Raw genomic sequence first — 21,138 nt, forward strand, 5'->3', positions numbered from 1 at the left:
GGCGGCCGGGAAGTTGCATTCTCACCGGATGGATCAGGCATCTTCGTCCTCGGCTGTCAGCTTGGTCGCGCCGTCGGATGGATTAGTTCTGGCCTATTGCAAGGCGGCTGGCGATTGGCTGCTGACCGTCTTCGTTTCTGTGGCGGGAACTTTGGCGCCTTGTCCGGCGACCTGTAGTGCGTCGGTCGTGGTGCGAGGTCGGAGTTGCCTGTGGAGTGGTTTGAAGACGACGGGCTCTGGGTGGACTTCGCGGGGGTGTTGTTCGCCGCGCCGCGCCCTCGGGAGGCGCAGAGGTGGGTGACGACGTCTCCGTTGCTGACGGTGACGGCAGGGACCAGCGTGCTGGATCTGGGCTGCGGGCCCGGTACTGATGCTGTTCCGCTCGCTGGGCGGGGCGCCCAGGTCACTGGAGTTGATTTGAGTTCGGCGATGTTGGACCGTGCCCGCACGGCGAGCGCGGAGGCCGGGGTCACGGTGCGGCTGGTCCACGCCGACATGCGCCAGTTCGTCGAGCCCGCCTGCTACGACCTGGTCATCAGCGGGTACACCTCGTTCGGCTACTTCGCCGACCCGGGGTGGGGTCAGCTGGTGCTGTGTCACGCCTGGTGGTGTCTGGTGTCGGGTGGTCGGCTGCTGATGGACTTGTTCAGCAAGGAGTTTTTTGCCCGGTGGGCAGGCATTCCGAAGACGGTCGAGGTGGACGGTGGTCAGCTGTTCATGCGGGACACCGTCCTGGACGACTGGACTCGGTTGCGCAGCGACTGGACCCTGGTGCGGGGGGACACCGCCCGGCACGGATTCTTCGAACAGTTTGTCTACAGCGCCGTCGAGATCCGCGGCATGCTGGCCGCCGCCGGGTTCACCGGGATCGTCTGCTTCGGTGGCTTCGCGGGAGATCCGTTCGACAACCACGCGAAGCGGCTCGTTGTGGAGGCGACTCGGCCTCCGGAGAGCGAGGGGATTCCCTCGTGACCATTGTGCTCCTCGAAGCGCTCGCCTTCGGCCTCGCTCGCCTGTGCGACGCCGCCGTTGAAGCCGGGCACCGGCTGTGCCTGCTCACCGGAAACCGGTCGGTCTATGCGTACGAACTTGACCGCCTCGGTCCGCAGGACCTAGAGGTGATCGATGTTGACACCACCGATGTGGATGCCTGCGCCGCGATCCTCGACCGGGTCCCGGACCTCGCCGGGTTGGTCAACTCGACCGACATCTGGATGCTGCCCGGCGCGTATCTGGCCGAACGGTACGGCCTGGCCACCTTCGGCCTACAGGTCGCCCGCACCCTGCGGGACAAGGCGCAGGTCCGGACCCTGCTGCACCGGGCCGGACTCAGCCGCGCCAACGCGACCCGGGTCAACGCCACGGCCGAGGCGGTCAGCGACGCGGCGACGGCGATCGGCTACCCGATGATCCTGAAGGACTCGGCGGGTACCTCCTCCCGGTCGGTCTGGCTGCTCCGCGACGACGCCGAGCGCGACCGGGCCGCCCGCGAGGCCGCCGACGCCACCCTGCTGGGCTGGCATCTGGTGGCCGAACCGTACTTCCCCGGCCCGGTCTACAGCGCCGAGACAGTCAGCTGGCAGGGACACACGAGGCTCCTCGGGATCGCCGTACATATCCATACACCGGAGCCGGTCCGTCGGGAGGAGGCGGTCGCCTTCCCAGTCGCCGTGCCACGAGCCGAATTGGACCGGCTGGAAACCTGGATCGGTGAAGTCCTCGCCGCGGTCGGGTTCACCGACGGCGTGGCCCACACCGAGTTCGCCCACACTCCCGACGGCCCCGAGGTCGTGGAGATTAACGGCCGGATCGCCGGGGCGGTCATCGGGGAGATGATGTGCCGCTCGCTCGGGGTGAATGTGTACACAGCGGTTGTCGACGTCGCGCTGCGCCGGCGCCCTCGGCTGCTAGACGCGACATTGACCTCCGGCCGTGGTTACGGCATGACGTTCCTGCACCCACCCGCGGCGGGACGGCTCGCCGGCTGGCATGGCCTCGAACGGCTGCCGCTGTTCCCTGGCAGCCCGGAGTTCTTCCCGACCGCTCAGATCGGCGACCGGATCATCCACCTCGCCGACCAGCGGGGCTGTACCGCCCTGGTGATGGCCGAGGGGCCTACCGCCGAAGTCGGCCTGTATCACTCGCTGGCCGCTGCCGGCACCGTCACCCACGACATGCGACCGCTGGGTTGACTACCCTGGACAAGAGCCTCACGAGCACGTACGGACCGGAGACCTCCGGTGAGCGCAACGCCGACGTCTACGACGAATGGCACGCCAACCTCGACCCGACCGGCGCCGTGCACTGCCTGGCCGACCTGATCGCACAGGGGCCGACAGGGCCAATCCGGGAGAGTAGACCGAACCGGTCGTGTGACGACGAGTTTGGCGACCGTCTCCGTGCTCACCGAGGATCCGACTGCGCAGACTTCACTACGGCAATACGTGTCCCTGCCAGCCGTCCGGTACGTCGGCGCGTCAGTCGGCGGCCGCCAGTGCGGCGATGCGGAGGGAGATGTCACGCACGACGGTCCGGAGATCAGCGCCGGTGCCGTCACTGATGATGGTGAGGGCGAGTTCGCTGAGCAGGAGGAACGCGTGGGCGCGTTGCGCGTCGTCGGTGAAGGTGTCGGCGAGGGCTTGAGCGCCGTCGAGGTCACCTCGGTGGCGGGCCGCGATGATCCCCACGGCGTGCTGCATCCCGGCCAACAGTTGCGCGGAGTGGGGGGTCATGCGGCGGTGGTGAGGTCGCGGAGTTGTAGCAGCAGGTCGGCGGGGTCTGCGGTGGCTTTGCCTTGGGCGAGTGCGGCGCTGCCGCCGCCTCGGCCGGCGAGGAGGAGTTTGATCAGGTCGGCGGCGGAGAGGCCGCGTTGCACGCCGGTGGGGGTGACGGCCACGACGACGCTGGCGCCGGCGATGACGCCGACGACGCCGGGGCGGCGGCCGAGCCGGTCGCGGATCTTTTCGGCGAGACGTCGGCCGTCGCCGGTGGTGGTGACGCCGACGTGGGCCACGCCGTCGATGTCGACGGCGTTGGCGGCGTACCCTTCGGCGTCGAGGTCGATGAGTCGGTCACGCAGGTCGTTGGCCTCGCGTTCGATCTGCTTCATTCGCGACAGCAGGGCGGTGACCCGGTCGGGGAGTTCCTCGGGGCGGGCTTTGAGTTGGGTGGCGAGTTGGGTGACGAGGTCGCGTTCGCGGGCCAGGTAGCGGAATGCCTCGATTCCGGTGACGGCTTCGATGCGGCGTTGGCCGGCGCCGACGGATGATTCGCCGGTGAGGGCGAGGGAGCCGATCTGCGCGGCGTGGGCGACGTGGGTGCCGCCGCACAGCTCGCGGGACCATTCACCACCGATTTCCACGACCCGGACGGTTTCGTCGTAGGTTTCGCCGAACAGGGCCAGGGCGCCTTCGGCACGGGCCTGCGCGAGTGGCAGGTAGCGGACGTCGACGGGTAGGTCGCGGCGGATTGCCAGGTTGGCGACCTCTTCGATCTCGCTGCGGGTGGCGTCGGACAGGCTGCCGCGCCAGGCGAAGTCCAGGCGCAGGTATCCGGGCCGGTTGTAGGAGCCGGACTGCAACGCGTTGGGCCCGAGGACCTGGCGCAGCGCGGCGTGCACGACGTGGGTGCCGGAGTGGGCCTGCCGGGCGCCGAGGCGCCACTGAGGGTCGACGGCGGCGTGCACCGGGTCGCCGACGGCGAGGCTGCCGTCGAGGATCCGGACGGTGTGCGCGATAAGGCCCTTGACCGGCCGCTGCACGTCGATGATCTCGGCGCGCAGGTTCGGGCCGGTGAGCAGGCCGGCGTCGGAGTCCTGGCCGCCGCTCTCGGCGTAGAACGGGGTGCGGTCCAGCGCGACGGTGACGATGTCGCCCGCCTGGGCGGCATCGATGGTCGCGCCCCGGGACCAGAGGGCGAGCACCTGGGACTCGGTGACGAGGGTCCTGTAGGCCAGCCAGTCCGTCGGCCCGTGGGCGTCCAGGACCGCCCGGTACGCGGACAGGTCGGCGTGGCCGGTCTTGCGGGCCTTCGCGTCGGCCTTGGCACGGGCGCGTTGCTCGGTCATGAGTGCGCGGAAGCCGTCGGCGTCCACGGTCAGGCCCTGCTCGTTGGCGATTTCCAGGGTGAGGTCGATCGGGAAGCCGTAGGTGTCGTGTAGTTGGAACGCCTTGTCGCCGGGCAGTGACGAGCGTCCGGCCTTCTTGGTCTCCGCGATCGCCGTGTCCAGGATCGTCGTGCCCGCGCGCAGCGTGCCGAGGAAGGTGTCCTCCTCGGCGTAGGCGGCGGCGGAGATGCGGTCGAAGTCGGCGGCGAGGTCCGGGTATGACGGGGACATGCAGTCGCGGGCGACGGGCAGCAGTTCGGGCAGGGCCTTGTCCTGCCAGCCGAGCAGCCGCATGGCGCGGATGGCGCGGCGCATGATCCGGCGCAGCACGTAGCCGCGGCCTTCGTTGGACGGGGTCACTCCGTCGCCGATGAGCATGAGCGCGGTGCGGACGTGGTCGGCGATGACCCGCAGGCGTACGTCGTCGGGGTGGGACTGGCTGGCGGCGTGGCCGGAGTGCACACCGTACTGCCTGCCGGTCAGCTCAGCGGCGCGGGCCAGGATCGGACGGACCTCGTCGATCTCGTACAGGTTGTCCACGCCCTGCAGGATCGAGGCGATCCGCTCCAGACCCATGCCGGTGTCGATGTTCTTGTGCGGCAGTTCCCCGATGATGCGGAAGTCGGTCTTCGACGCCACGTCGGCGATTTCGTACTGCATGAACACGAGGTTCCAGAACTCCAGGTAACGGTCCTCGTCGACCTCCGGGCCGCCCTCGGGGCCGTAGGCGGGGCCACGGTCGTAGTACAGCTCGGAGCAGGGGCCGGCCGGGCCGGGGATGCCCATCGACCAGAAGTTGTCGGCCTTGCCCCGGCGCACGATCCGCTCTGCCGGCACGCCGGTGGCGAGCCACAGGTCGTACGCCTCGTCGTCGTCGAGGTACACGGTCGCCCAGATCCGCTGCGGGTCCAACCCGAAACCACCCTGCTCGACCGGCGTGGTCGACAGGTTCCAGGCGAGGGGGATGGCGCCGGCCTTGAAGTAGTCGCCGAAGGAGAAGTTGCCGTTCATCTGGAAGAACGTGCCGTGCCGCGACGTCTTGCCGACCTCGTCGATGTCCGGCGTCCGGATGCACTTCTGCACCGAGACGGCGGTCCGGTACGGCGCGGCCCGCTGGCCGAGGAAATAGGGGACGAACTGCACCATGCCGGCGTTGATGAACAGCAGGTTCGGATCCGAGAACGCCGGCAACGGCGCCGACGGCACCACCGCGTGCCCGTTGGCCTCGAAGTACGCCAGGAAGCGTCGCTTGATCTCCGCCGTCTGCACCCACGCCCCCTTATTGCCGTAACTTTGCAACTACATACTATTGGCGGCAGGGTGAAGGTGTTTCGGGTACCCCGATGGTCAGGCAGGTGGGCTGAGATAGACCATCAGGCCGGCTCCGGTCACCAGGTGGCGCCAGCCGAGCCGCTGGTAGAAGCCGGTGGCGGTCGTGATCGCGGTGGCGGTGAGCAGCCACGACGGCGTGTCCTGCACGATCGCCGCCAGTAGTGCCTGGCCCAGGCCACGACGTTGCGCGTCGGGTCGCACGACCAGTTCCCGCACTTCTCGTCTGCCGACCAGTTGGTCGGCCCGCCCACCGAGCAGGACGCGCAATGTCGCGTAGCTGCCGGTCGCCGGGAACGGCTGTGGGGGTGTCGAAACCGTAGGCGAAGCCCGACCGTCGGACCCTGGCTGCCCGTGGCGACCGCCCCGATGAAGCCGGCCTGCGCACTATGCCGGCGGAGGGTGGCGGCGAACTCGTCGGCACGATGTGCAGGCTCGTTCCACGGCGGTGCGCAGAACACGGCCCGGTAGCAGTCTCGCAGCTCGTCGACTCTGGTGTCGGCAGTGGCGGCGTCGAGCAGCCGCACCGACGGCGGGTCCGGCTCCCTCATGATCACCATGGGCCTCCCCGGTGGCGGCCGGCGCCTGCGCGGCCGGCGCCATCCAGGTCGGGATAGCGGCGTGATGGCGCCGGCCACCCCGACCCGGATGAAGTCCTACCCGGTCTCTGGCTGTCCGGCGGTGGCGGCGACGATCAGGGACAACTCTCGTACGAGGTCGTCCATGGTCTGGCCGCTGTGCGCGCGGAGTAGTCCGAGGCTGAGGTCGGCCAGGAGGTAGAAGCCGAGGGTCTTGGCCTGTTCGGAGCCGAACGCGGCGAGCAGTTCCTCGGCGCCGGCGAGGTCACCGCGTTGTTTGGCGGCGATGACGCCGGCGGCGCGTTGCACCAGTTCCGCCGCGGCCGGGGTGGGTCCGGTCACGCCGGTCAGATCTTCGGGGCGGTGGCGCGGGCGGCGTCGAAGCGGGCGATCACGTCCGGCCAGTTGACCAGGTTCCACAGCCGGTCCACGTAGTCCGGGCGGACGTTCTTGTACTGCAGGTAGTAGGCGTGTTCCCAGGCGTCGAAGACCAGTAGCGGGGTGGAGCCCTGCCCGACGTTGCCGTGGTGGTCGTACACCTGCTCCACGATCAGCCGCCGGCTCAGCGGCTCCCAGGCCAGCACACCCCAGCCGGAGCCCTGCACCCCCTTGGTGGCGGCGGAGAGTTGGCCGGCGAAGGCGTCGAAGGAGCCGAAGTGCTCCTCGATCGCGGCGGCCAACTCGCCGTCGGGTCGGTCACCGCCGTCGGGCGAGAGGTTGCCCCAGAAGATCGTGTGCAGTACGTGCCCGGAGAGGTTGAACGCGTACGTCTTCTCCAGGCCGACCAACGTGGAGAAGTCGCCCTTGTCGCGGGCCTCGGCGAGCTGCTCCAGCCCGTCGTTGGCGCCCTTGACGTACGCGGCGTGGTGCTTGTCGTGGTGCAGCTCCAGGATCTGCCCCGACATGGCCGGCTCCAGCGCGCCGTAGTCGTAGGGCAGGTTGGGCAGGGTGTAGACCGCCATCAGAACTCCTCAAGGGTTGCTGCCAAAACTATGCTGTTGCCATCACCTTGCAACAGAGTAGTACGGGTGCGCTGAGGAGTGGCGATTGATCACATCAAAGACCGACCGGGTCGACGCCGCGGTGCGGCACCTACGCCACGCGGGTCTGCGCATCACCGCGGCCAGGCGCGCGGTGCTCGACCAGCTCGCGCACGCGGTCGGCGACCGTGGACACCTCACCGTGACCGAGCTGCACCACGCGCTACTCGCCCGTGGCGTGGCCGTGGAACTGTCGACGGTGCATCGGGTGCTGCGGCAACTGGTCGAGCTGGGCATCGCGCACACCGTGCCGGTCGGCCGGAGCCTCACGTTCGGGCTCGCCGGCGACGCACACCACCACGCCGTCTGCGGCAGCTGCGGTGACATGCGGCAGCTGCCAGCCGACGCGGTCGCGGCGAGCGTCGCCGCCGCACGAGCCGTCGGCATCGACACCGACCCGTCCAAGCAGCCCAGCGGTGTCGTCGTCTACGGCCAGTGTGCGAGATGCCGAACAACGGGCCCTTGACGAGCGGACCCGCCGGTGCGCGGCCCGCCACGGTCCCGGCATCGGCCGGACCGGCACGCCTGTCGAGCGCTCACGGGACCGCAGCGGGCAACCGCAGCGGACTGGCCGACAGCTACCGGCTCGCGGTGCGGGCGGCGGCCCTGGCGAACGCACGACTCGACGACCTTACCGACGCGCGGACGCTGCTGGCCGACCAGCCCCGACCGCGACACCGTCACGGACACCGACCTGTCCACGTTGCGAAAGGCCGGACGTCACCTGCGAGAGGTCTTCGGCAACGTGGCGGCGAGCAATGAGCGGGAGGCGGTGGACCGGCTCAACAGCCTGCTGGCCCGGTACCGGGTCCGGCCGATGATCACCGGCACCTGCGCGGTCGACTGGCACATGCACGTCGCCGCACCCGGCACGCCCTCCTCGGTCGAATACCTCGCCGCCGCCGTCTGGGGACTCGCCGCGTGGCTGTGCGAGCGAGGCATCGACCGGCTCGGCGTCTGCGCGGAACCGCGATGCCAGGCCGCGTTCCTCGACGACAGCAGCAACCGGCGCCGTCGGTTCTGCTCCGAACGGTGCGCCACCCGCCACCACGTACGAGCACACCGCGCCAGACGACGCACCGCCCACCCTTGACCCCCGTCCCGACCAGCCCGCCAGTGGGCAGGTATGGGCGCGGTAGCAGGCAGCCTCCCCCATCCTTACTGCCAATAATATGCAATTGCCTATGATAGGCGGTTGTGCAGACCTCGCCCGGCACCCCGCGTCCCATCACCCGATACGGCACCCCCGTGCTACACCGCCGCTGCACCGAGGTGACCGACTTCGACGACGCCCTCGCCCAACTCGTCGCCGACATGTTCGCCAGCATGTACGCCGCTCATGGCGTCGGACTGGCTGCCAACCAAATCGGCGTGGACGCCCGGATCTTCGTCGTGGACTGTCCCGACGCCACCGGTGCCCACACCGTGGCCACCGTCGTCAACCCGATCCTGCACCTACCCGAGCACCGTGACCTGGTGACCGACTCCGAGGGCTGCCTGTCCGTGCCCGGCCAGCGCGCCGAACTGGCCCGCTGCGCCACCGCCACCGTCACCGGATTCGACGTCCACGGCCACCAGATCCGGCTCGACGGCACCGGCACCCTCGCCCGCTGCTTCCAACACGAGGTCGACCACCTCGACGGCCTCGCCTACGTCGACCGGCTCCCCACCAAACTCCGCAAACAGCTCCTCGCCGCCAGCGCCGAACACCCCGGCACCGGCATCGCACAGGACGGCTGACCGATGCCGGTCGTCCTCGGCATCGAAACCTCCTGCGACGAAACCGGCGTCGGCATCGTCGCCGACGGCGTCCTGCTCGGCGACGCCCTCGCGACCAGCATGGACGAACACGCCCGCTTCGGCGGAGTCGTCCCCGAGATCGCCGCCCGCGCCCACCTGCACGCCGTCGCCCCGATGGTGCGACACGCCCTCGACCGCGCCGGCATCGGCTTCGGTGACATCGACGCCGTCGCCGCCACCGCAGGACCCGGCCTCGCCACCGCCGTGCAGGTCGGCCTCGCCGCCGGCAAAGCCTACGCACTCACCCTCAACGTCCCCCTCTACGGCGTGCACCACCTCGCCGGCCACGCCGCCGTCGACACCCTCGAACACGGCCCCCTACCCGCCCGCTGCGCAGCGTTGATCGTCTCCGGCGGACACACCAGCCTGCTACTGATCGGCGACCTCGCCCGCGACCCCGTCGTCCACCTCGGCGACACCGTCGACGACGCCGCCGGAGAAGCCTTCGACAAAGTCGCCCGCCTACTCGGCCTGCCCTACCCCGGCGGCCCCGCGATCGACCAGGCCGCCCGTGCCGGCGACCCCGCAGCGATCACCTTCCCCCGACCGATGACCGGACCCCACGACCCGCCCTACCAGTTCTCCTTCTCCGGCCTGAAAACCGCCGTCGCCCGCTGGATCGAAAAGCACGGCGACCAACCCGTACCCGTAGCCGACGTCGCCGCGTCGTTCCAGGAAGCCGTAGCGGACACCCTCACCCGCAAGGCCCTCGCCGCCTGCCGCCACCACCAGGCCGACACCCTGCTACTCGTCGGCGGCGTCGCCGCCAACACCCGTGTACGACACCTCGCCGAACAACGCTGCGCCGCCGCTGGCGTGCGGCTACGCGTACCGTCGCCTCGGCTCTGCACCGACAACGGCGCCATGATCGCCACCCTCGGCGACCTCCTCATCCGCAACGACATCACCCCCGACCGACTCGACCTCCGCGCCGACCCATCCGCCACCCTGCACGGCGCCCTCCTACACGGCCCACGCTGACAAACAGCCCTCATGTGGGACGACGGCGGCTACGCCAACAGCATCGACTCCACCCTGCTGACCTGGGCGAAAATAACAGCTCGGCGTTCTGGTGAAGATCGTCAAATGCAGCGACGACGTCAAGGGCTTCACGGTCCACCCGCGAAGGTGGGTCGTGGGGGAGGACCCTCGGATGGCTGGTCCGCAACCGGCGCCTGGCCCGCGACTACGAACGGCTCACCGTCAATTCATGATCAAGGTCGCGATGATCCGACTCATGACGATACGTCTGGCCTGTCAGCCGACTCGTTGGAACGATGCTACCGAGCGCGAAGCCGCCCGACGTATCAACACCGAACGACTTCGCGCCGTGTAGCGACCTGGTTACCCGACAGTCTCTCGGGCGGGGCGCGTAACAGATCATCCGAGAGTTCGCCGTGAGGTCGTGTGAAGGCGAGGTCGGTAGCTGCCAGACATGAGGATATGGTTCGCGTTCCGGTGAGAGCGCTCTCGCTTCTAGGGTGTTGCCGCTGGCCCGTCGGCGTCGCGTCGACGCGGTACCAGTGCCACGACCTTGGAGGGTTTGGTGGAGAGCATCACGAAGAACCGGCAGCCGGTGGCTGTGTTGCGGGCGATGGTGGCTCGCGCGTACGGCGACGGCCAGGTCCCGGTCGGGGGCGGCTGGGCGGTGGAACTCGACCATGGGTGGTTCAACGTGGCCTACCGGATCTGGCTCCGTGACGGGCGTCAGGTGGTACTGAAGATCGCTCCTCCGGCGGGGGTGGAGGTGATGACCTACGAGCGGGACATGATGCGCACCGAGGTCCACGCGTTGGCCCTGATCGGTCAGCAGACGACCGTTCCGGTGCCGGAGGTCCACTACTACGATCCGAGCCGGGAGTTGTGCGACGCGGACTACTTCTTCATGGAGTACGTTGACGCCGACAACCTGGGCATCGTCATGAACCGGCTACCCGCGGCCGAGTACGCCGGGTACGCGGAAGCGCTGGGCGCGGTGAACCGGCGGCTGAACCAGATCAAGGGCGGTCACTTTGGTCGTCTGCTGGGTGGTGGTTCCGGCGCGACGTGGCGGCAGGTGTTCACCGGCATGTTGGAGGACGTGCTCCGCGACGGGCAGCGGCGGCGGGTCGACATCGGCGTCGACTACGACGCGGTCCGCGCGGTGGTGGCGGCGCACGCTGACTGCCTGGACGAGGTTGTCGAGCCGGTGCTGGTCGAGTGGGACCTGTGGGAGAGCAACGTCCTGATCCGTGACGGGGCGATCGTGTGCGTCATCGATCACGAGCGGGCGTTCTTCGGTGATCCGTTGATGGAGGCGGGATTCACCGCCACGGAGTTGGCCGGGGCGTTCTCTGACCCGGAACCGTTCCTGCGTGGCTACGGGCATCGGCCGGTGACCGCAGCCGAACGGATGCGGCGTCGGCTCTACAACCTGTACCTGGATCTGATCATGGCGATCGAGACGGTGTATCGCGGGCACACCGATGCGGCCCAGTACAACCAGGCGAAGGCGCGGCTGGCGACGATCATGGCGGGTTTCGATCACCGTCGGTGACACCAGATCCAGCAGCGGTTGTGGAGGTGCGGTGTCATCGCTGCGTCGCGGTGTTCGTCGTGAGCAGGTCGCGGCGCTGGGTACCGCGCCGGTAGGCCGGCTGCTGTGGCACGCGTGCGTGCACACGACGATGTCGGTGGGTGTGTACGGGGTCTACGCGCTGACGAACGCGTGGTTCGTCGGGCGGGGGGTGTCCCTATGGGTTTGTCAATGGGGCGTCGAGGGTCTTGGCCCAGGCGATGACGTGGTCGATGGCGTCGCGGGTGAGGCCGATCGTCGGGTCGGTGGTGATCAACAGGGTGGGGCTGGTGCGTGTGGCGGCCCAGCTGTGAGCTTCGGGTGTGTGGAGGTCATCGATCCATGCCGCGGGCCGTTGCAGGGCGTAGGTGGCAATGAGTGGGATCTTGTTGCTGGGGTGGAAGGGTGGGGCTGGCATGGTGATCACGGGTAGGGCCGTGATGTGCAGAAGCGGAGCGAGAAGCTGGTTGGCTTCGTCGTTCCAGCTTGTGGCCCATGCGATGTCCAGGACGGTGCTCGCTTCGGTGATCCAGGCGCCGTGTGTGGGGTTGACACGAACGGGTTCCTCGTCCTCAGGGAACAGGTGGTGCTCGGTGTAGCCGGCCGGCGGCTGAGTGGTTCCGTAGGGGTTAAGGACACCGTCGACGTCGAGCAGCAGCAGGGGTCGGCTCATTCGGAGGATTGTGCCTGGTGTGGTCAGCCGGTTGTGACCGCGACGATTGGCCTCGGCTGGTAAGGGACCTTGTCGCGGAGCATGGCGAACAGGACGTCGATGCGGCGGCGGGCCAGGCAGATCAGGGCGGCGTTGTGGCGTTTGCCTTGGGCTCTCTTGCGGTCGTAGTAGGCACGGCTGGCTGGGTCGGCCAGGGCAGCGAACGCGGCGAGGAAGAATGCGCGTTTGAGCTGTTTGTTGCCGTTGCGGGCGGGGTGTTCGCCGCGGATGCTGCTGCCGGAGCGTCGGGTGACCGGTGCCAGGCCGGCGTAGGCGGCCAAATGTCCGGGGGTGGCGAACGAGGTGCCGTCGCCTACTTCGAGCAGGATTCTTGCGGCGGTCCTGACGCCGATGCCGGGCATCGAGGTCAGGACCGCGGCAAGAGGGTGCGCATCAAGCATCCTGTCGACTTCGGCGGCGACCTGGTCACGCTGTTGCAACACGTCGCGCAGGCTGTCGGCCAGCCTCGGCAGGATCGTCTCGGCCGCGGCGGTGCCCGGGACGATGACGGTCTGCTCATCCAACGCGGTCGTGATCCGTTCGACCAGGCGTTCGCCCATGCGCGGCGCGTTCTTGGTCGCGATCGACATCAGTTTGCGGCGTCCGGCCTTGCGCAGCCCGGCCGGGCCGCCGCAGCGCGACAGCAGCTCCAAGACGGCCTTGTGCTGAATGTTCTGGCCCAAAGCTCGCTCCAGAGCTGGATGAATCTGGGTGAGCAGCCCGCGGATGCGGTTGGTCAGCCGGGTGGCCTCACCGGCCAGGTCGTCGTCGAAGCCAACCAGTACCTCCAGCTCGGCGAGGGCTTCGTCGCCGACGTCGACGCGGCGCAGCGTGTGCGGCATGGTGCGGGCCGCATCAGCGATCACGTAGGCGTCGCGGGCGTCGGTCTTCGCGCTGCCGGGGTGCAGGTCGGCGATCCGGCGCATCGCGAGCCCGGGCAGGTAGGCGACCTGCTGGCCGCAGGCACGAGCGACCGCGACAGGCAGCGCTCCGATCGAGGCCGGCTGGTCAACCACGACCAGGACCGGGCCGTGCTTGGCCAGCTTGTCGAAGACCTGCCGCAGCTTGCCCTCCGTGTTGACCAGCGCCGCGTCGTGCAGCCGCTTGCCGTCCCGGCTGAGGGCGACGGCGTGGTGGCCGTCCTTGCCGACATCAAGACCGAGAAACACCTGGTAGTCGCCGTGCATCGCATCGCCTCCCCGCGACGTCGCGTTCCCGTCTCGGTCGCCAGTCTGGCGTCGACTGCCGGCAGCCACGTTACGAAGAGACCTACCCCAACCGAGCGGGCGGCCGTGTCCCTATCAGCGGTCCGTCGACGCCACCCGGCCCGGCGACAACACCCCCCGGATCATCCGTACGACAGGGGCAGTAAGTCATACCGAGCCGGGCGACCGAGCAGTCCCCGGCTGGGGACGATCAAAAAGGTAACGTGGGGCCGGTCGCGTTCGCCGCGGTCAACACCGTCGCGCCGGTGTTGCTGCTGGTCGGTGCGGTAGCGACCACCGTCGGCGCGGGTGGGGCGTCGCTGGTGTCACGCAGCCTCGGTGCCGGCGACACCGCGCAGGCGGCCAGAGCGGCCGGTACCGCGTTCGTCGTGTTCTGGGCGACCGCGGTCACGGTCGGCGTCGCCGGGGTGCTGCTGATCGATCCGCTGCTGACCGTGCTCGGCGCGACCGGGCCGCTGCGCGGCTACGCCCGTGACTACGCGGTCGTCATCCTGGCCGGGGCGATCACCGCGACGGGTTTCTCCAGTCTGGTACGCGCCGAGGGCCGGATGCGGTTCTCCACGATGCTGTGGGTGCTACCGGTGCTCACGCAGATCATCCTGGACCCGCTGTTGATCTTCGGGTTCGGGATGGGGGTCCGGGGTGCGGCGTGGGGCACGGTCGGTGGTCAGGCGGTGTCGATGGGGATGAGCCTGTGGTTCTTCTTCGGCCAGCGGCATCGCCCGTACCGGATCCGCCTGGACGACCTGCGACCACACGGACCCACGCTGCGGCACCTGGTGGCGCTCGGGTCGCCGTCCTTCCTCGCCGGATTCGGCGCCGCCCTGCTGACCGCGTTGGCGAACAACCTGCTGGTCACCCTCGGCGGGGCGGTGGCATTGGGCGCATGGGCGCTGTGCACGCGTATCGGCACGTTCGTGACGATGCCGCAGCTCGGGATCGCCCAAGGCATGCAACCGATTGTGGGGTACAACGCCGGACACGGATCAACCGAGCGGGTCAGGCGGGCCACCGTCCTGACCATCCGCGCCACGATCGGCTACGGCACCCTGGTGTGCGCGGGTCTCATCGTCTCAGCCGGCCCCCTGACCGCGCTGTTCACCAACGACCCGGCCATGCGCGAGCAGGCGGCCACGGCGTTGCGGATCCTGGCATTGAGCTTTCCGTTCGCCGGGATCGTGCCCCTGCTGTCGGCCCGTTTCCAGGCCCTCGGCCAGCCCCGCCCCTCGTACCTGCTCTCGGTCGGGAGCATCCTCGCGGTGAAAGCGCCCCTGATGATCGCGCTCAGCCACATCGGCACCACCGGACTGTGGATCAGTGTCCCGCTGGCCGAACTCGTATCGGCCGCCGCAGCGCTGTTCCTGCTGCGCCGATCGCGGACCCCCGTGCTGCCGGCGACACCGCGCCCGGACGCCCGGCCGACATCTGGACCCCGAGGGGTCTTCGGATGAGAGCGCTCTCGGGCCTATCGTGAAGGCAGCCGTGCAGCCCCTCGCGCGGCCCGGCGACGGAACGTGGGATCCGGACATGAGCAGCGCCAAGCCGACGATCGAAGACGTGGCACAGGCTGCGGGCGTTTCCCGCGCCACCGCATCACGGGTGATCAACAACGCGCCGGGCGCGTCCGGGCCGGTACGGGCGCGGGTGCACGACGCGGTCACCAGGTTGGGCTACCAACCCAACCAGACCGCACGGGCGTTGGCCTCCGGCCGGCAACGCGCAGTGGACGTGCTCGCGATCTCGTACGGCCAGGACGAAGGGTGGCTCGGAGTGCACCCGTACTACAGCCGGGTGCTCGCCGGGATCACGTCGGTGCTGGAGAACGCCGACGTGCCGGTGCGGCTGCACGCCGTCGGTGGTGACGCCGCGCCGGACGCGATCGACGCGATCGCCGCGAACGCGACCGTCGGCGCGGTCCTGGCTACCGTCACACCCGCGATGGCCGACCGGTTCCACCGCCGCTGCCGCCGGGCGGTGTCCCTGGTTCCCACCGCCCCGTCGGTGCCCGCAATCGAGGCCGACAACACCGGCGGTGCCTACACCGCGGTCACCCACCTGCACGCGCTGGGTCGTCGGCGCATCGCCGCGATCCACGGCCCTGCCACCAACCCCTGCGCGATCCGCCGCCGTACCGGCCACCGTCGCGCCATCAACCACCTCGGCATGCCCGACATCAGCACCGAGGGGGACTTCCTACGCATCGGCGGCTACCAGGCCGCGCTGCGCCTCCTCGGGGAGTACCCCGACATCGACGCGATGTTCGTCGCCTGCGACCTGATGGCCGCTGGCGCCGTCCAGGCGATCACCTCCACCGGCCGCCGAATACCGCACGACATCCACATCGTCGGTTTGACGACAGTCTCGCCGCAACCTGCGCCAACCCGCCGCTGAGCACGATGCGCCTGCCCGTGGAAGAGATGGCCGCCAGCGCGACCCGGCTGCTGCTCACCGGCGACATCCCCTCCGGTCACCGGCAACGATTTACCGTCGACCTCATAGAGCGAGACAGCACCAGCCGCCTCACCACCTAACAATCCGTCGGCCGTGCCGGAGCAGGCACCCGCGCCGCCCGGCGCGACAGTCACCGACACCATGCCCCACACGACGGCCGCAACTGAGCTTCCCCGGTCTCCCGGACGGCTTCCGTGTGATGGTCAGGCCGCCGCGACCGGCGTGTGTTGTCGTTCGTAGTCGATCGGAGACAGGTTGCCAAGACTAGAGTGGCGTCGGCATGTGTTGTACCATGATCCACTCGAAGTGGCGAGCCAGTTCCTGGCGGGTCGCCCAAGGCTGGTGGTTGAGCAGCGTGCTGCTGGTCCCGTCTGTGAGCGTGACGGCCCGCTACGCGCGACGGGCGAGCACGAACCCGGTTGTTGCCGCGGCGAGGACGAAGGCGGCGAGTACGGCCAGCGTCTGGCTCAGGGTGGCGCCACCGCCCTGTTCCTGTACCGGGCGGCCCGCAGCGGCGGGTGTGGGAGCGGCGGTCGTGTCGGGTTGGGCTGCCAGGACGGCGTTGGTGGCGATCAGCCGTGGCGCGGGGTGTTCGCTGTCGGCGGTGATGTCGATCCAGTCGTACGAGCCGCCGTCGGCGCACCGTTGCAGTACCGGGAAGATCAGAGTGTCGCCCGCTTGTGCGGTGATCCGGGTGGTCACACCTACCTGGGCGGTCTCCAGGCCGGGGCCGGTGAACGTGACCCGGCGGTCGGTGACCGCGCCGGACCAGCCGCCCGGGGTGACGGTGGCGGTCGCGGTCACTGCGTCTGGCAGTGCGACGACCAGTTCGGTGGTGGGGGAGCCGTCGCAGCTGTGGTCGAAGCTGAAGGTGAGGGTCGTGGTGCCGTCGCCGTTCGGCTGCGCCCCGGCCACCTCGACGTGGGCGGCAGCGGGTGCGGCGCCCAGTGCCAGGTATGCGACCGTGGCTGCTACAGCCATGCCAGCCGTCCGGGTCCACCGGTGCGCGTTCAACGGACGTCCGCCGTGAATCGGGCGACCGGGTTGTCGTACGTGGAGGTGCGCACGCTGACCTGTAGCACCCAGGAGCCGGCCAGGGGCAGGTCGACGACCGCCTCGTATCGGCCGGGCCCGGTGCGGGTCAGCTTCCGTTCCAGCGGGCCCACGTTCATCGCGGGTAGCAGGACCGTCAGCTTCGGGTCGGCGACCGGGACGACGGGCTGACCGGCGGTGTCGACGAGGTCCAGTTCCATCGAGTTCACTCCTACCGTGCCGGGGGTGAGCCGGGCGACCGCTCGTCCCGGTCCCAGCGGCGCTTCCAGCACGGGTGGGCGGTCTGCGCCGTCCGCTGTGGGTCGGGGGGCGGTGTCGGGGGTGGGGCTCTGCGTGACCAGGAATCCGGTTACGGCGACGACGGCGATCAGCAGTGACGCCTCGATTCGGACGGTGCGGCGGAGCATCCGCCACGCCGCTGGAGGGCCGTCGTCGCGGTCTGCGATCGTGACGCGAGGCACCAGGCGGTACCGGTTGTGCGTGGCGATGGCGAGTACCACTGCGGTCAGTCCGACCTTGGTGAGCAGGGCCAGGCCGTACGGGGTGCTCCACAGTGCTTCCCACGACCGCAGGATGCGCCAGCCGAGCACCAGACCGGCGGTGCCGAGCAGGCCGACGAGGACGGCGGCGGTGCGGGAGAACACGGACACCGTCCGTGCCGCCGCGTCGGCTGTCAGGTCGGCCGATCGGGTGAGTGTCCAGGGCAGTGCCGCCAGCCCGCCCAGCCACACGCCGGCGGTGGCCACGTGAAGGATGTCGGCCGGGACGACCAGCCACGCCGGGCCGTACGTGCGGGTGTGACCGACGAGGGCGACCGCCCCCCAGGCGAGGGCGACACCGGCGAACGCTGCGGCGGTTAACGCCGCGCGCCGGCTGGTGCGGGTAGCCCCGGCGGCACTGCCGGATGCCAGGGCGGCCGAGGTCGCCCACAATCCGGTGCCCAGGCCGAGGACGACCAGCAGGGAACTCAGACCCTCCGTCGAGGTGAGGCCGGTCACCCACAGGGAAGTGTCGACCAGGCCGGTCACGTCCCGGCCGTCCTGCCAGGCCGGGACCGTCGGCACCAGGACCAACCGCGCCAGCACGGTCACGCCCGCCGACCAGGAGGCGAACCGCAGCAGCCGGCGCCGCAGGACCGGTGCGTCGGCACGCAGCAGGACGAGCAGGAAGACGAGTAGACCCGCGCTGACCAGCAGGCCGAGGTAGGCGGCACCTTCGGCTGCCTGGCGCAGCACGTCCAGCGCGGACCCCGGACGGCTCTCCGGTAATGGCGCGACCGCGGTGCTGGGCGCGCCGACGGCGAAGCTGAGCCCGCCCGAGACGGGGTGGCTGTCGGCCGAGATGACCCGGAAAGCCACGATGTAGGTGCCGCCGGGAAGGTTCGGCGGGACGGTCAGGATCACGTTCGTGTCCACCGACCGGCTATCGCTGGAGATCTCGTCTCCGGCCGCGTCGAGCAGCCGGACCCCGCCCGGGCGTACCGTCACCACCTCGTTGAAGGTCAGCGTGACCTCGGCCGGGCCGCTCGCCAGCACGGCCCCGTCTGCGGGGTCGGTGGCCAGCAGGACCGCATGGGCGGCCGCCGGCGCCGCCGGGACGACAGCCGCCAGCAGGCCGAGCAGGCCAGCGAGCGTGGTGGACATCGTCCACCATGCCCACTGAACCGGCTTCGACCGTCGCACCACCAGGATGCTGGGCGACAGCATCTACGCCGCCGACGTCAGGCGGACTTGCGGCTACGCAGAAGCGCCAGCCCGCCAGCCACCAGGCCCAGCGCGCCGAGCACCAAGGCGATCCAGCTGACCACGCCAGCGCCATTACCCCCGGAGTCGTCGGTGGTCTGAGCCACCGGCTGCACGTCAGCGTCGGCGCCCTCGGTGTCGGCGTCGGCCTTCGCGGTTAGCACGAAACTCGGCGCGGGGTATTCCAACTCATCGGCGTCCTGGCCGGCGGCGGGCAACTCCACCCAGGGCGCCTCACCCTGCGCGCAGGTCTGCACGGCAGGGAACACCAGCGTCTCACCGGGCGCGTCCGGCAGCTTCAGCGACAGCTCGAACTTGTCCCGTAGATCGTCTGGCAGCGGCGTCTTCGCGGTGTAGACCACCTCGGCAACCCGCTGGGTGACCTCGTTGCCGTGACTGTCCTTGACCGGAGGGTTCAGGTCCGCCAGGACCTTCTCCACAGCCCAGTTCGGGTTCACCGTCGGGGTAACCGAGACGATCTTCTCAGGGATCTTGATGGAGACCTTCGTCGTGGCGGAACCGTCGCAGCCGTGCGGCACGCCGACCGTCAGCACGGTGTAGGAACCCGCGGTGGTGACCGACGGGCTCACCGTGACATGCGCGGCGGCCGGTGACCCGGTGACCGCCACCGTGGTAGCGGCGAAGAGCCCGAGCGCGCCAATCCTCGCGGCCCGGCGACGTGTGACACTCATAACTGGACAACCTTCCCGGAGACAGTGCCGCGACCGGCGCCGCAGCACACCACGATCCCAGTAGTCGGTCGCTGCCCGTCCCGAGTTCCCCACCACACTAATCTTCCGCATCGTGGACGTGGGCCTGGTGAGGCTCCCGGCTCGACGTACCTCGTCTGCCCCCTGGCCTGGACCCGCCGAGGGGGAGGTTTCGTGGCAGGCGCTACTGCTCCGCTACCACATCCGTCACCAACCACAGCGTGCCGGGCCGCGAGTCCGGGCATCCCGTGCGTCACGCCCGGAGGGGACGACCTCGGCGCGTGCCCGTCCGGGAGGTTGATGGTGGTGACGTCGGTGCCGGTGTTGTTGACCAGGGTGCCGAACGCGGCGGTCATGCCCCTTGTCGGCCACCTTGATCCACGGGTCACGCACCATGAAACGTGGCACTGTCGGTGGTCGCCGACGGGACCGGACCGGCGGTGGACCCCGATGTGTCGGCGGTCCCGCCGCAGCCCGTCGCGGCCGATGACCGTCACCACGGTGACGGCGAACGTGGCTGCCCGGCGGCGTACGGCGGGTAGTGCCGAGCCGCGCATGTGCATTTCCTCCGCTGTCCTCGTCTCTCACTCCTCGTCTACTACTGGTCGTCGTGGAGCGGCGGTTGGTTTCCCCGTTGAGCCGCAGCGGAGCCGCCCGTCGGCGTTCCCGGTTGCCGCTGGTCGTCCGGCAGCTGAAGCGGATGCCGGGAACCGGGCGGCGTTATCGGCCGACTACCGGGGCATGGGGTGTGAGCAGTTCCGGGAGTCTCTTTCGGCCGGTCTCGACGGCGAGGACCGCCCGGCCGGACGCGCCGCCACCGGCATCCACCTGACTAAAGGACGTCTCGTAACTGGTTGAAGGTGTTGCCCGGCACCGGCGTTGGTGTCACCCGAGCAGGATGATGTTGTGCAGGTGGGCGATGCCGGCGGCGGTGTCGGTCAATGTGTGGCGGCACGCCGGTAGTCCCGCAGGATCTTGAAGCTCTTTATGCGGGCCAGAGCGTGTTCGACCTGGGCGCGGACGGTGCGGTGTTGCTTGTTCAGGTCCTTCTTCCACTCGGGCAGTTCGCTGCCATCGGAGGGTTTGCGGTACGGGATGATCACCTCGGGGTTGCCGCGGTAGGCGCCGTCGGCCATGACGGGCCGCCCGGCGAGTTTCTGGTCGATGCCCGAGGTGCGGTAGACGATGGTGTCGTTGCGGTTACCGGGCTGCGGATCACCGAGGGCCACGACCAAGCGGGTGTGGGCGTCGATGGCGACCTGCAGGTTCGTCGAGTAGCGGTAGTTCTTGCTCGGGGCGGCCAGGCGGCGGTCGCGGGTCGGGATGAGCGTGCCGTCGACGATGGTGATCTGGTCGACCCGACGACGGCGTCCCGGGGTGAGGGCCAGCAGCGGGCCGAGAGTGTCGATCACCCTGTGAGCGGCGGAGTGCGACACCCCGAACAGCGGGCCGATCTGCCGCATCGTCAGGTTCGTGCGCCAGTACGCGGCGACCAGCAGTACCCGGTCGGCGAGGTCGAGCGACCACGGCCGGCCCGGCCGACCATCAGCGATCACGTCTCCGCCACGCTCGGCGACCAGCCGGACCAGCCGGCGAAACTGGGCGGACTGCAGCCCGGTGAACGGGAAGATCCACTCCTGGCGGCCCGCCGAGATCACCTGCACCCCGACATGATCCATCATGGACCAGTCACCCAGTTACGAGACGTCCCTTAGAGAGGGGGCCGATTCGCGCGGCCAGGGTAGACCGAGAGCCCCCTACGGTTGCCGACCGGGGCGGCGGCTGTCGGGGAGTGCCGAGCGGGCCGTCAGTGCAGGGTTTCTGTTGGCAGTCGCAAC

19 protein-coding genes and 2 pseudogenes are annotated in these 21,138 nt (G+C 69.5%); 10 read left to right on the plus strand and 11 right to left on the minus strand.

From position 1 onward, the window contains the following. Positions 1–321: 321 nt before the first annotated feature. Both O7615_RS17460 and O7615_RS17465 read left to right on the plus strand, forming a co-directional pair. Complete coding sequence (locus tag O7615_RS17460) at positions 322–972, plus strand: class I SAM-dependent methyltransferase (protein ID WP_278182129.1); 651 nt, start codon at positions 322–324, stop codon at positions 970–972. Then, a complete protein-coding gene (locus O7615_RS17465; protein WP_278178738.1) occupies positions 969–2,192 on the plus strand; it encodes an ATP-grasp domain-containing protein in 1,224 nt (407 codons plus the stop codon). The genes O7615_RS17460 and O7615_RS17465 overlap by 4 nt, the downstream gene beginning before the upstream one ends. A 285-nt stretch (positions 2,193–2,477) precedes the next feature. On the opposite strand, the gene O7615_RS17470 is transcribed toward O7615_RS17465, so the two are convergent. From O7615_RS17470 to O7615_RS17490, 5 genes are all read right to left on the minus strand, one after another. After that, positions 2,478–2,732, minus strand: coding sequence for a superoxide dismutase (locus tag O7615_RS17470; protein WP_278178739.1), 255 nt, complete (start codon positions 2,730–2,732; stop codon positions 2,478–2,480). Next, positions 2,729–5,374: an alanine--tRNA ligase gene (alaS, locus tag O7615_RS17475; RefSeq protein WP_278178740.1), complete on the minus strand. Its 2,646-nt coding sequence runs from the start codon at positions 5,372–5,374 to the stop codon at positions 2,729–2,731. The genes O7615_RS17470 and alaS overlap by 4 nt, the downstream gene beginning before the upstream one ends. Positions 5,375–5,452: 78 nt before the next feature. Next, positions 5,453–5,704, minus strand: a complete 252-nt coding sequence (locus tag O7615_RS17480) for a GNAT family N-acetyltransferase (protein WP_278178742.1) — start codon at positions 5,702–5,704, stop codon at positions 5,453–5,455. Between the two features lie 386 nt (positions 5,705–6,090). After that, positions 6,091–6,354 (minus strand): superoxide dismutase, encoded by a 264-nt coding sequence (locus O7615_RS17485; protein WP_278178744.1) that lies wholly within the window; start codon positions 6,352–6,354, stop codon positions 6,091–6,093. 5 nt (positions 6,355–6,359) lie between these two features. Further along, the gene (locus O7615_RS17490) at positions 6,360–6,974 is read right to left on the minus strand and encodes a superoxide dismutase (protein ID WP_278178745.1); all 615 of its coding nucleotides are present in this window, start codon (positions 6,972–6,974) and stop codon (positions 6,360–6,362) included. Positions 6,975–7,059: 85 nt separating this feature from the next. On the opposite strand from O7615_RS17490, the gene O7615_RS17495 reads away from it, so the two are divergent. From O7615_RS17495 to O7615_RS17520, 6 genes are all read left to right on the plus strand, one after another. Then, positions 7,060–7,518, plus strand: a complete 459-nt coding sequence (locus O7615_RS17495; RefSeq protein WP_278178746.1) for a transcriptional repressor — start codon at positions 7,060–7,062, stop codon at positions 7,516–7,518. A 279-nt stretch (positions 7,519–7,797) separates the two neighbouring features. Then, on the plus strand, positions 7,798–8,145 hold the full coding sequence (locus O7615_RS17500; protein WP_278178747.1) for a CGNR zinc finger domain-containing protein: 348 nt from the start codon (positions 7,798–7,800) through the stop codon (positions 8,143–8,145). A 104-nt stretch (positions 8,146–8,249) separates the two neighbouring features. Further along, entirely contained in the window at positions 8,250–8,792 is a 543-nt protein-coding gene (gene def, locus O7615_RS17505) for a peptide deformylase (RefSeq protein ID WP_278178748.1), read from the plus strand. A gap of 3 nt (positions 8,793–8,795) precedes the next feature. Next, positions 8,796–9,833 (plus strand): tRNA (adenosine(37)-N6)-threonylcarbamoyltransferase complex transferase subunit TsaD, encoded by a 1,038-nt coding sequence (tsaD, locus tag O7615_RS17510; RefSeq protein ID WP_278178749.1) that lies wholly within the window; start codon positions 8,796–8,798, stop codon positions 9,831–9,833. 229 nt (positions 9,834–10,062) lie between these two features. After that, positions 10,063–10,188, plus strand: coding sequence for a hypothetical protein (locus O7615_RS17515; RefSeq protein WP_278178751.1), 126 nt, complete (start codon positions 10,063–10,065; stop codon positions 10,186–10,188). Positions 10,189–10,398: 210 nt separating this feature from the next. Further along, entirely contained in the window at positions 10,399–11,388 is a 990-nt protein-coding gene (locus O7615_RS17520) for an aminoglycoside phosphotransferase family protein (protein ID WP_278178753.1), read from the plus strand. A 196-nt stretch (positions 11,389–11,584) separates the two neighbouring features. On the opposite strand, the gene O7615_RS17525 is transcribed toward O7615_RS17520, so the two are convergent. Both O7615_RS17525 and O7615_RS17530 read right to left on the minus strand, forming a co-directional pair. Further along, positions 11,585–12,079 (minus strand): HAD domain-containing protein, encoded by a 495-nt coding sequence (locus tag O7615_RS17525; RefSeq protein WP_278178754.1) that lies wholly within the window; start codon positions 12,077–12,079, stop codon positions 11,585–11,587. 23 nt (positions 12,080–12,102) lie between these two features. After that, positions 12,103–13,305, minus strand: a complete 1,203-nt coding sequence (locus O7615_RS17530) for an IS110 family transposase (protein WP_278178756.1) — start codon at positions 13,303–13,305, stop codon at positions 12,103–12,105. Between the two features lie 242 nt (positions 13,306–13,547). Here O7615_RS17530 and O7615_RS17535 point away from each other — a divergent pair, with 242 nt between their 5' ends. After that, entirely contained in the window at positions 13,548–14,795 is a 1,248-nt protein-coding gene (locus tag O7615_RS17535; protein WP_278178757.1) for an MATE family efflux transporter, read from the plus strand. Positions 14,796–14,871: 76 nt separating this feature from the next. Beyond that, positions 14,872–15,875 (plus strand): annotated as a pseudogene (locus O7615_RS17540) (LacI family DNA-binding transcriptional regulator). Positions 15,876–16,185: 310 nt separating this feature from the next. On the opposite strand, the gene O7615_RS17545 reads toward O7615_RS17540, so the two are convergent. The 4 genes and pseudogenes from O7615_RS17545 to O7615_RS17560 all read right to left on the minus strand — a co-directional run bounded on the left by O7615_RS17545 (position 16,186) and on the right by O7615_RS17560 (position 20,964). Beyond that, complete coding sequence (locus O7615_RS17545) at positions 16,186–16,776, minus strand: DUF1775 domain-containing protein (protein WP_278178758.1); 591 nt, start codon at positions 16,774–16,776, stop codon at positions 16,186–16,188. Between the two features lie 29 nt (positions 16,777–16,805). Next, on the minus strand, positions 16,806–18,491 hold the full coding sequence (locus tag O7615_RS17550) for a FixH family protein (RefSeq protein WP_278178759.1): 1,686 nt from the start codon (positions 18,489–18,491) through the stop codon (positions 16,806–16,808). Between the two features lie 77 nt (positions 18,492–18,568). Beyond that, complete coding sequence (locus tag O7615_RS17555; RefSeq protein WP_278178760.1) at positions 18,569–19,282, minus strand: YcnI family protein; 714 nt, start codon at positions 19,280–19,282, stop codon at positions 18,569–18,571. A gap of 903 nt (positions 19,283–20,185) precedes the next feature. Beyond that, a pseudogene (locus tag O7615_RS17560) lies at positions 20,186–20,964 on the minus strand (transposase family protein). Positions 20,965–21,138: the final 174 nt, after the last annotated feature.

The sequence above is a fragment of the Micromonospora sp. WMMD1082 genome (assembly GCF_029626175.1).
GTDB lineage: Bacteria > Actinomycetota > Actinomycetes > Mycobacteriales > Micromonosporaceae > Micromonospora.

Bases quoted from the DNA above. Each gene is read 5' to 3' on its own strand.
- O7615_RS17470 (WP_278178739.1), bottom strand. From the start codon at position 2,732: ATGACCCCCCACTCCGCGCAACTGTTGGCCGGGATGCAGCACGCCGTG.
- O7615_RS17490 (WP_278178745.1), bottom strand. From the start codon at position 6,974: ATGGCGGTCTACACCCTGCCCAACCTGCCCTACGACTACGGCGCGCTG.
- tsaD (WP_278178749.1), top strand. From the start codon at position 8,796: ATGCCGGTCGTCCTCGGCATCGAAACCTCCTGCGACGAAACCGGCGTC.
- O7615_RS17515 (WP_278178751.1), top strand. From the start codon at position 10,063: ATGATCAAGGTCGCGATGATCCGACTCATGACGATACGTCTGGCCTGT.
- O7615_RS17525 (WP_278178754.1), bottom strand. From the start codon at position 12,079: ATGAGCCGACCCCTGCTGCTGCTCGACGTCGACGGTGTCCTTAACCCC.
- O7615_RS17530 (WP_278178756.1), bottom strand. From the start codon at position 13,305: ATGCACGGCGACTACCAGGTGTTTCTCGGTCTTGATGTCGGCAAGGAC.
- O7615_RS17545 (WP_278178758.1), bottom strand. From the start codon at position 16,776: ATGGCTGTAGCAGCCACGGTCGCATACCTGGCACTGGGCGCCGCACCC.
- O7615_RS17550 (WP_278178759.1), bottom strand. From the start codon at position 18,491: ATGTCCACCACGCTCGCTGGCCTGCTCGGCCTGCTGGCGGCTGTCGTC.
- O7615_RS17555 (WP_278178760.1), bottom strand. From the start codon at position 19,282: ATGAGTGTCACACGTCGCCGGGCCGCGAGGATTGGCGCGCTCGGGCTC.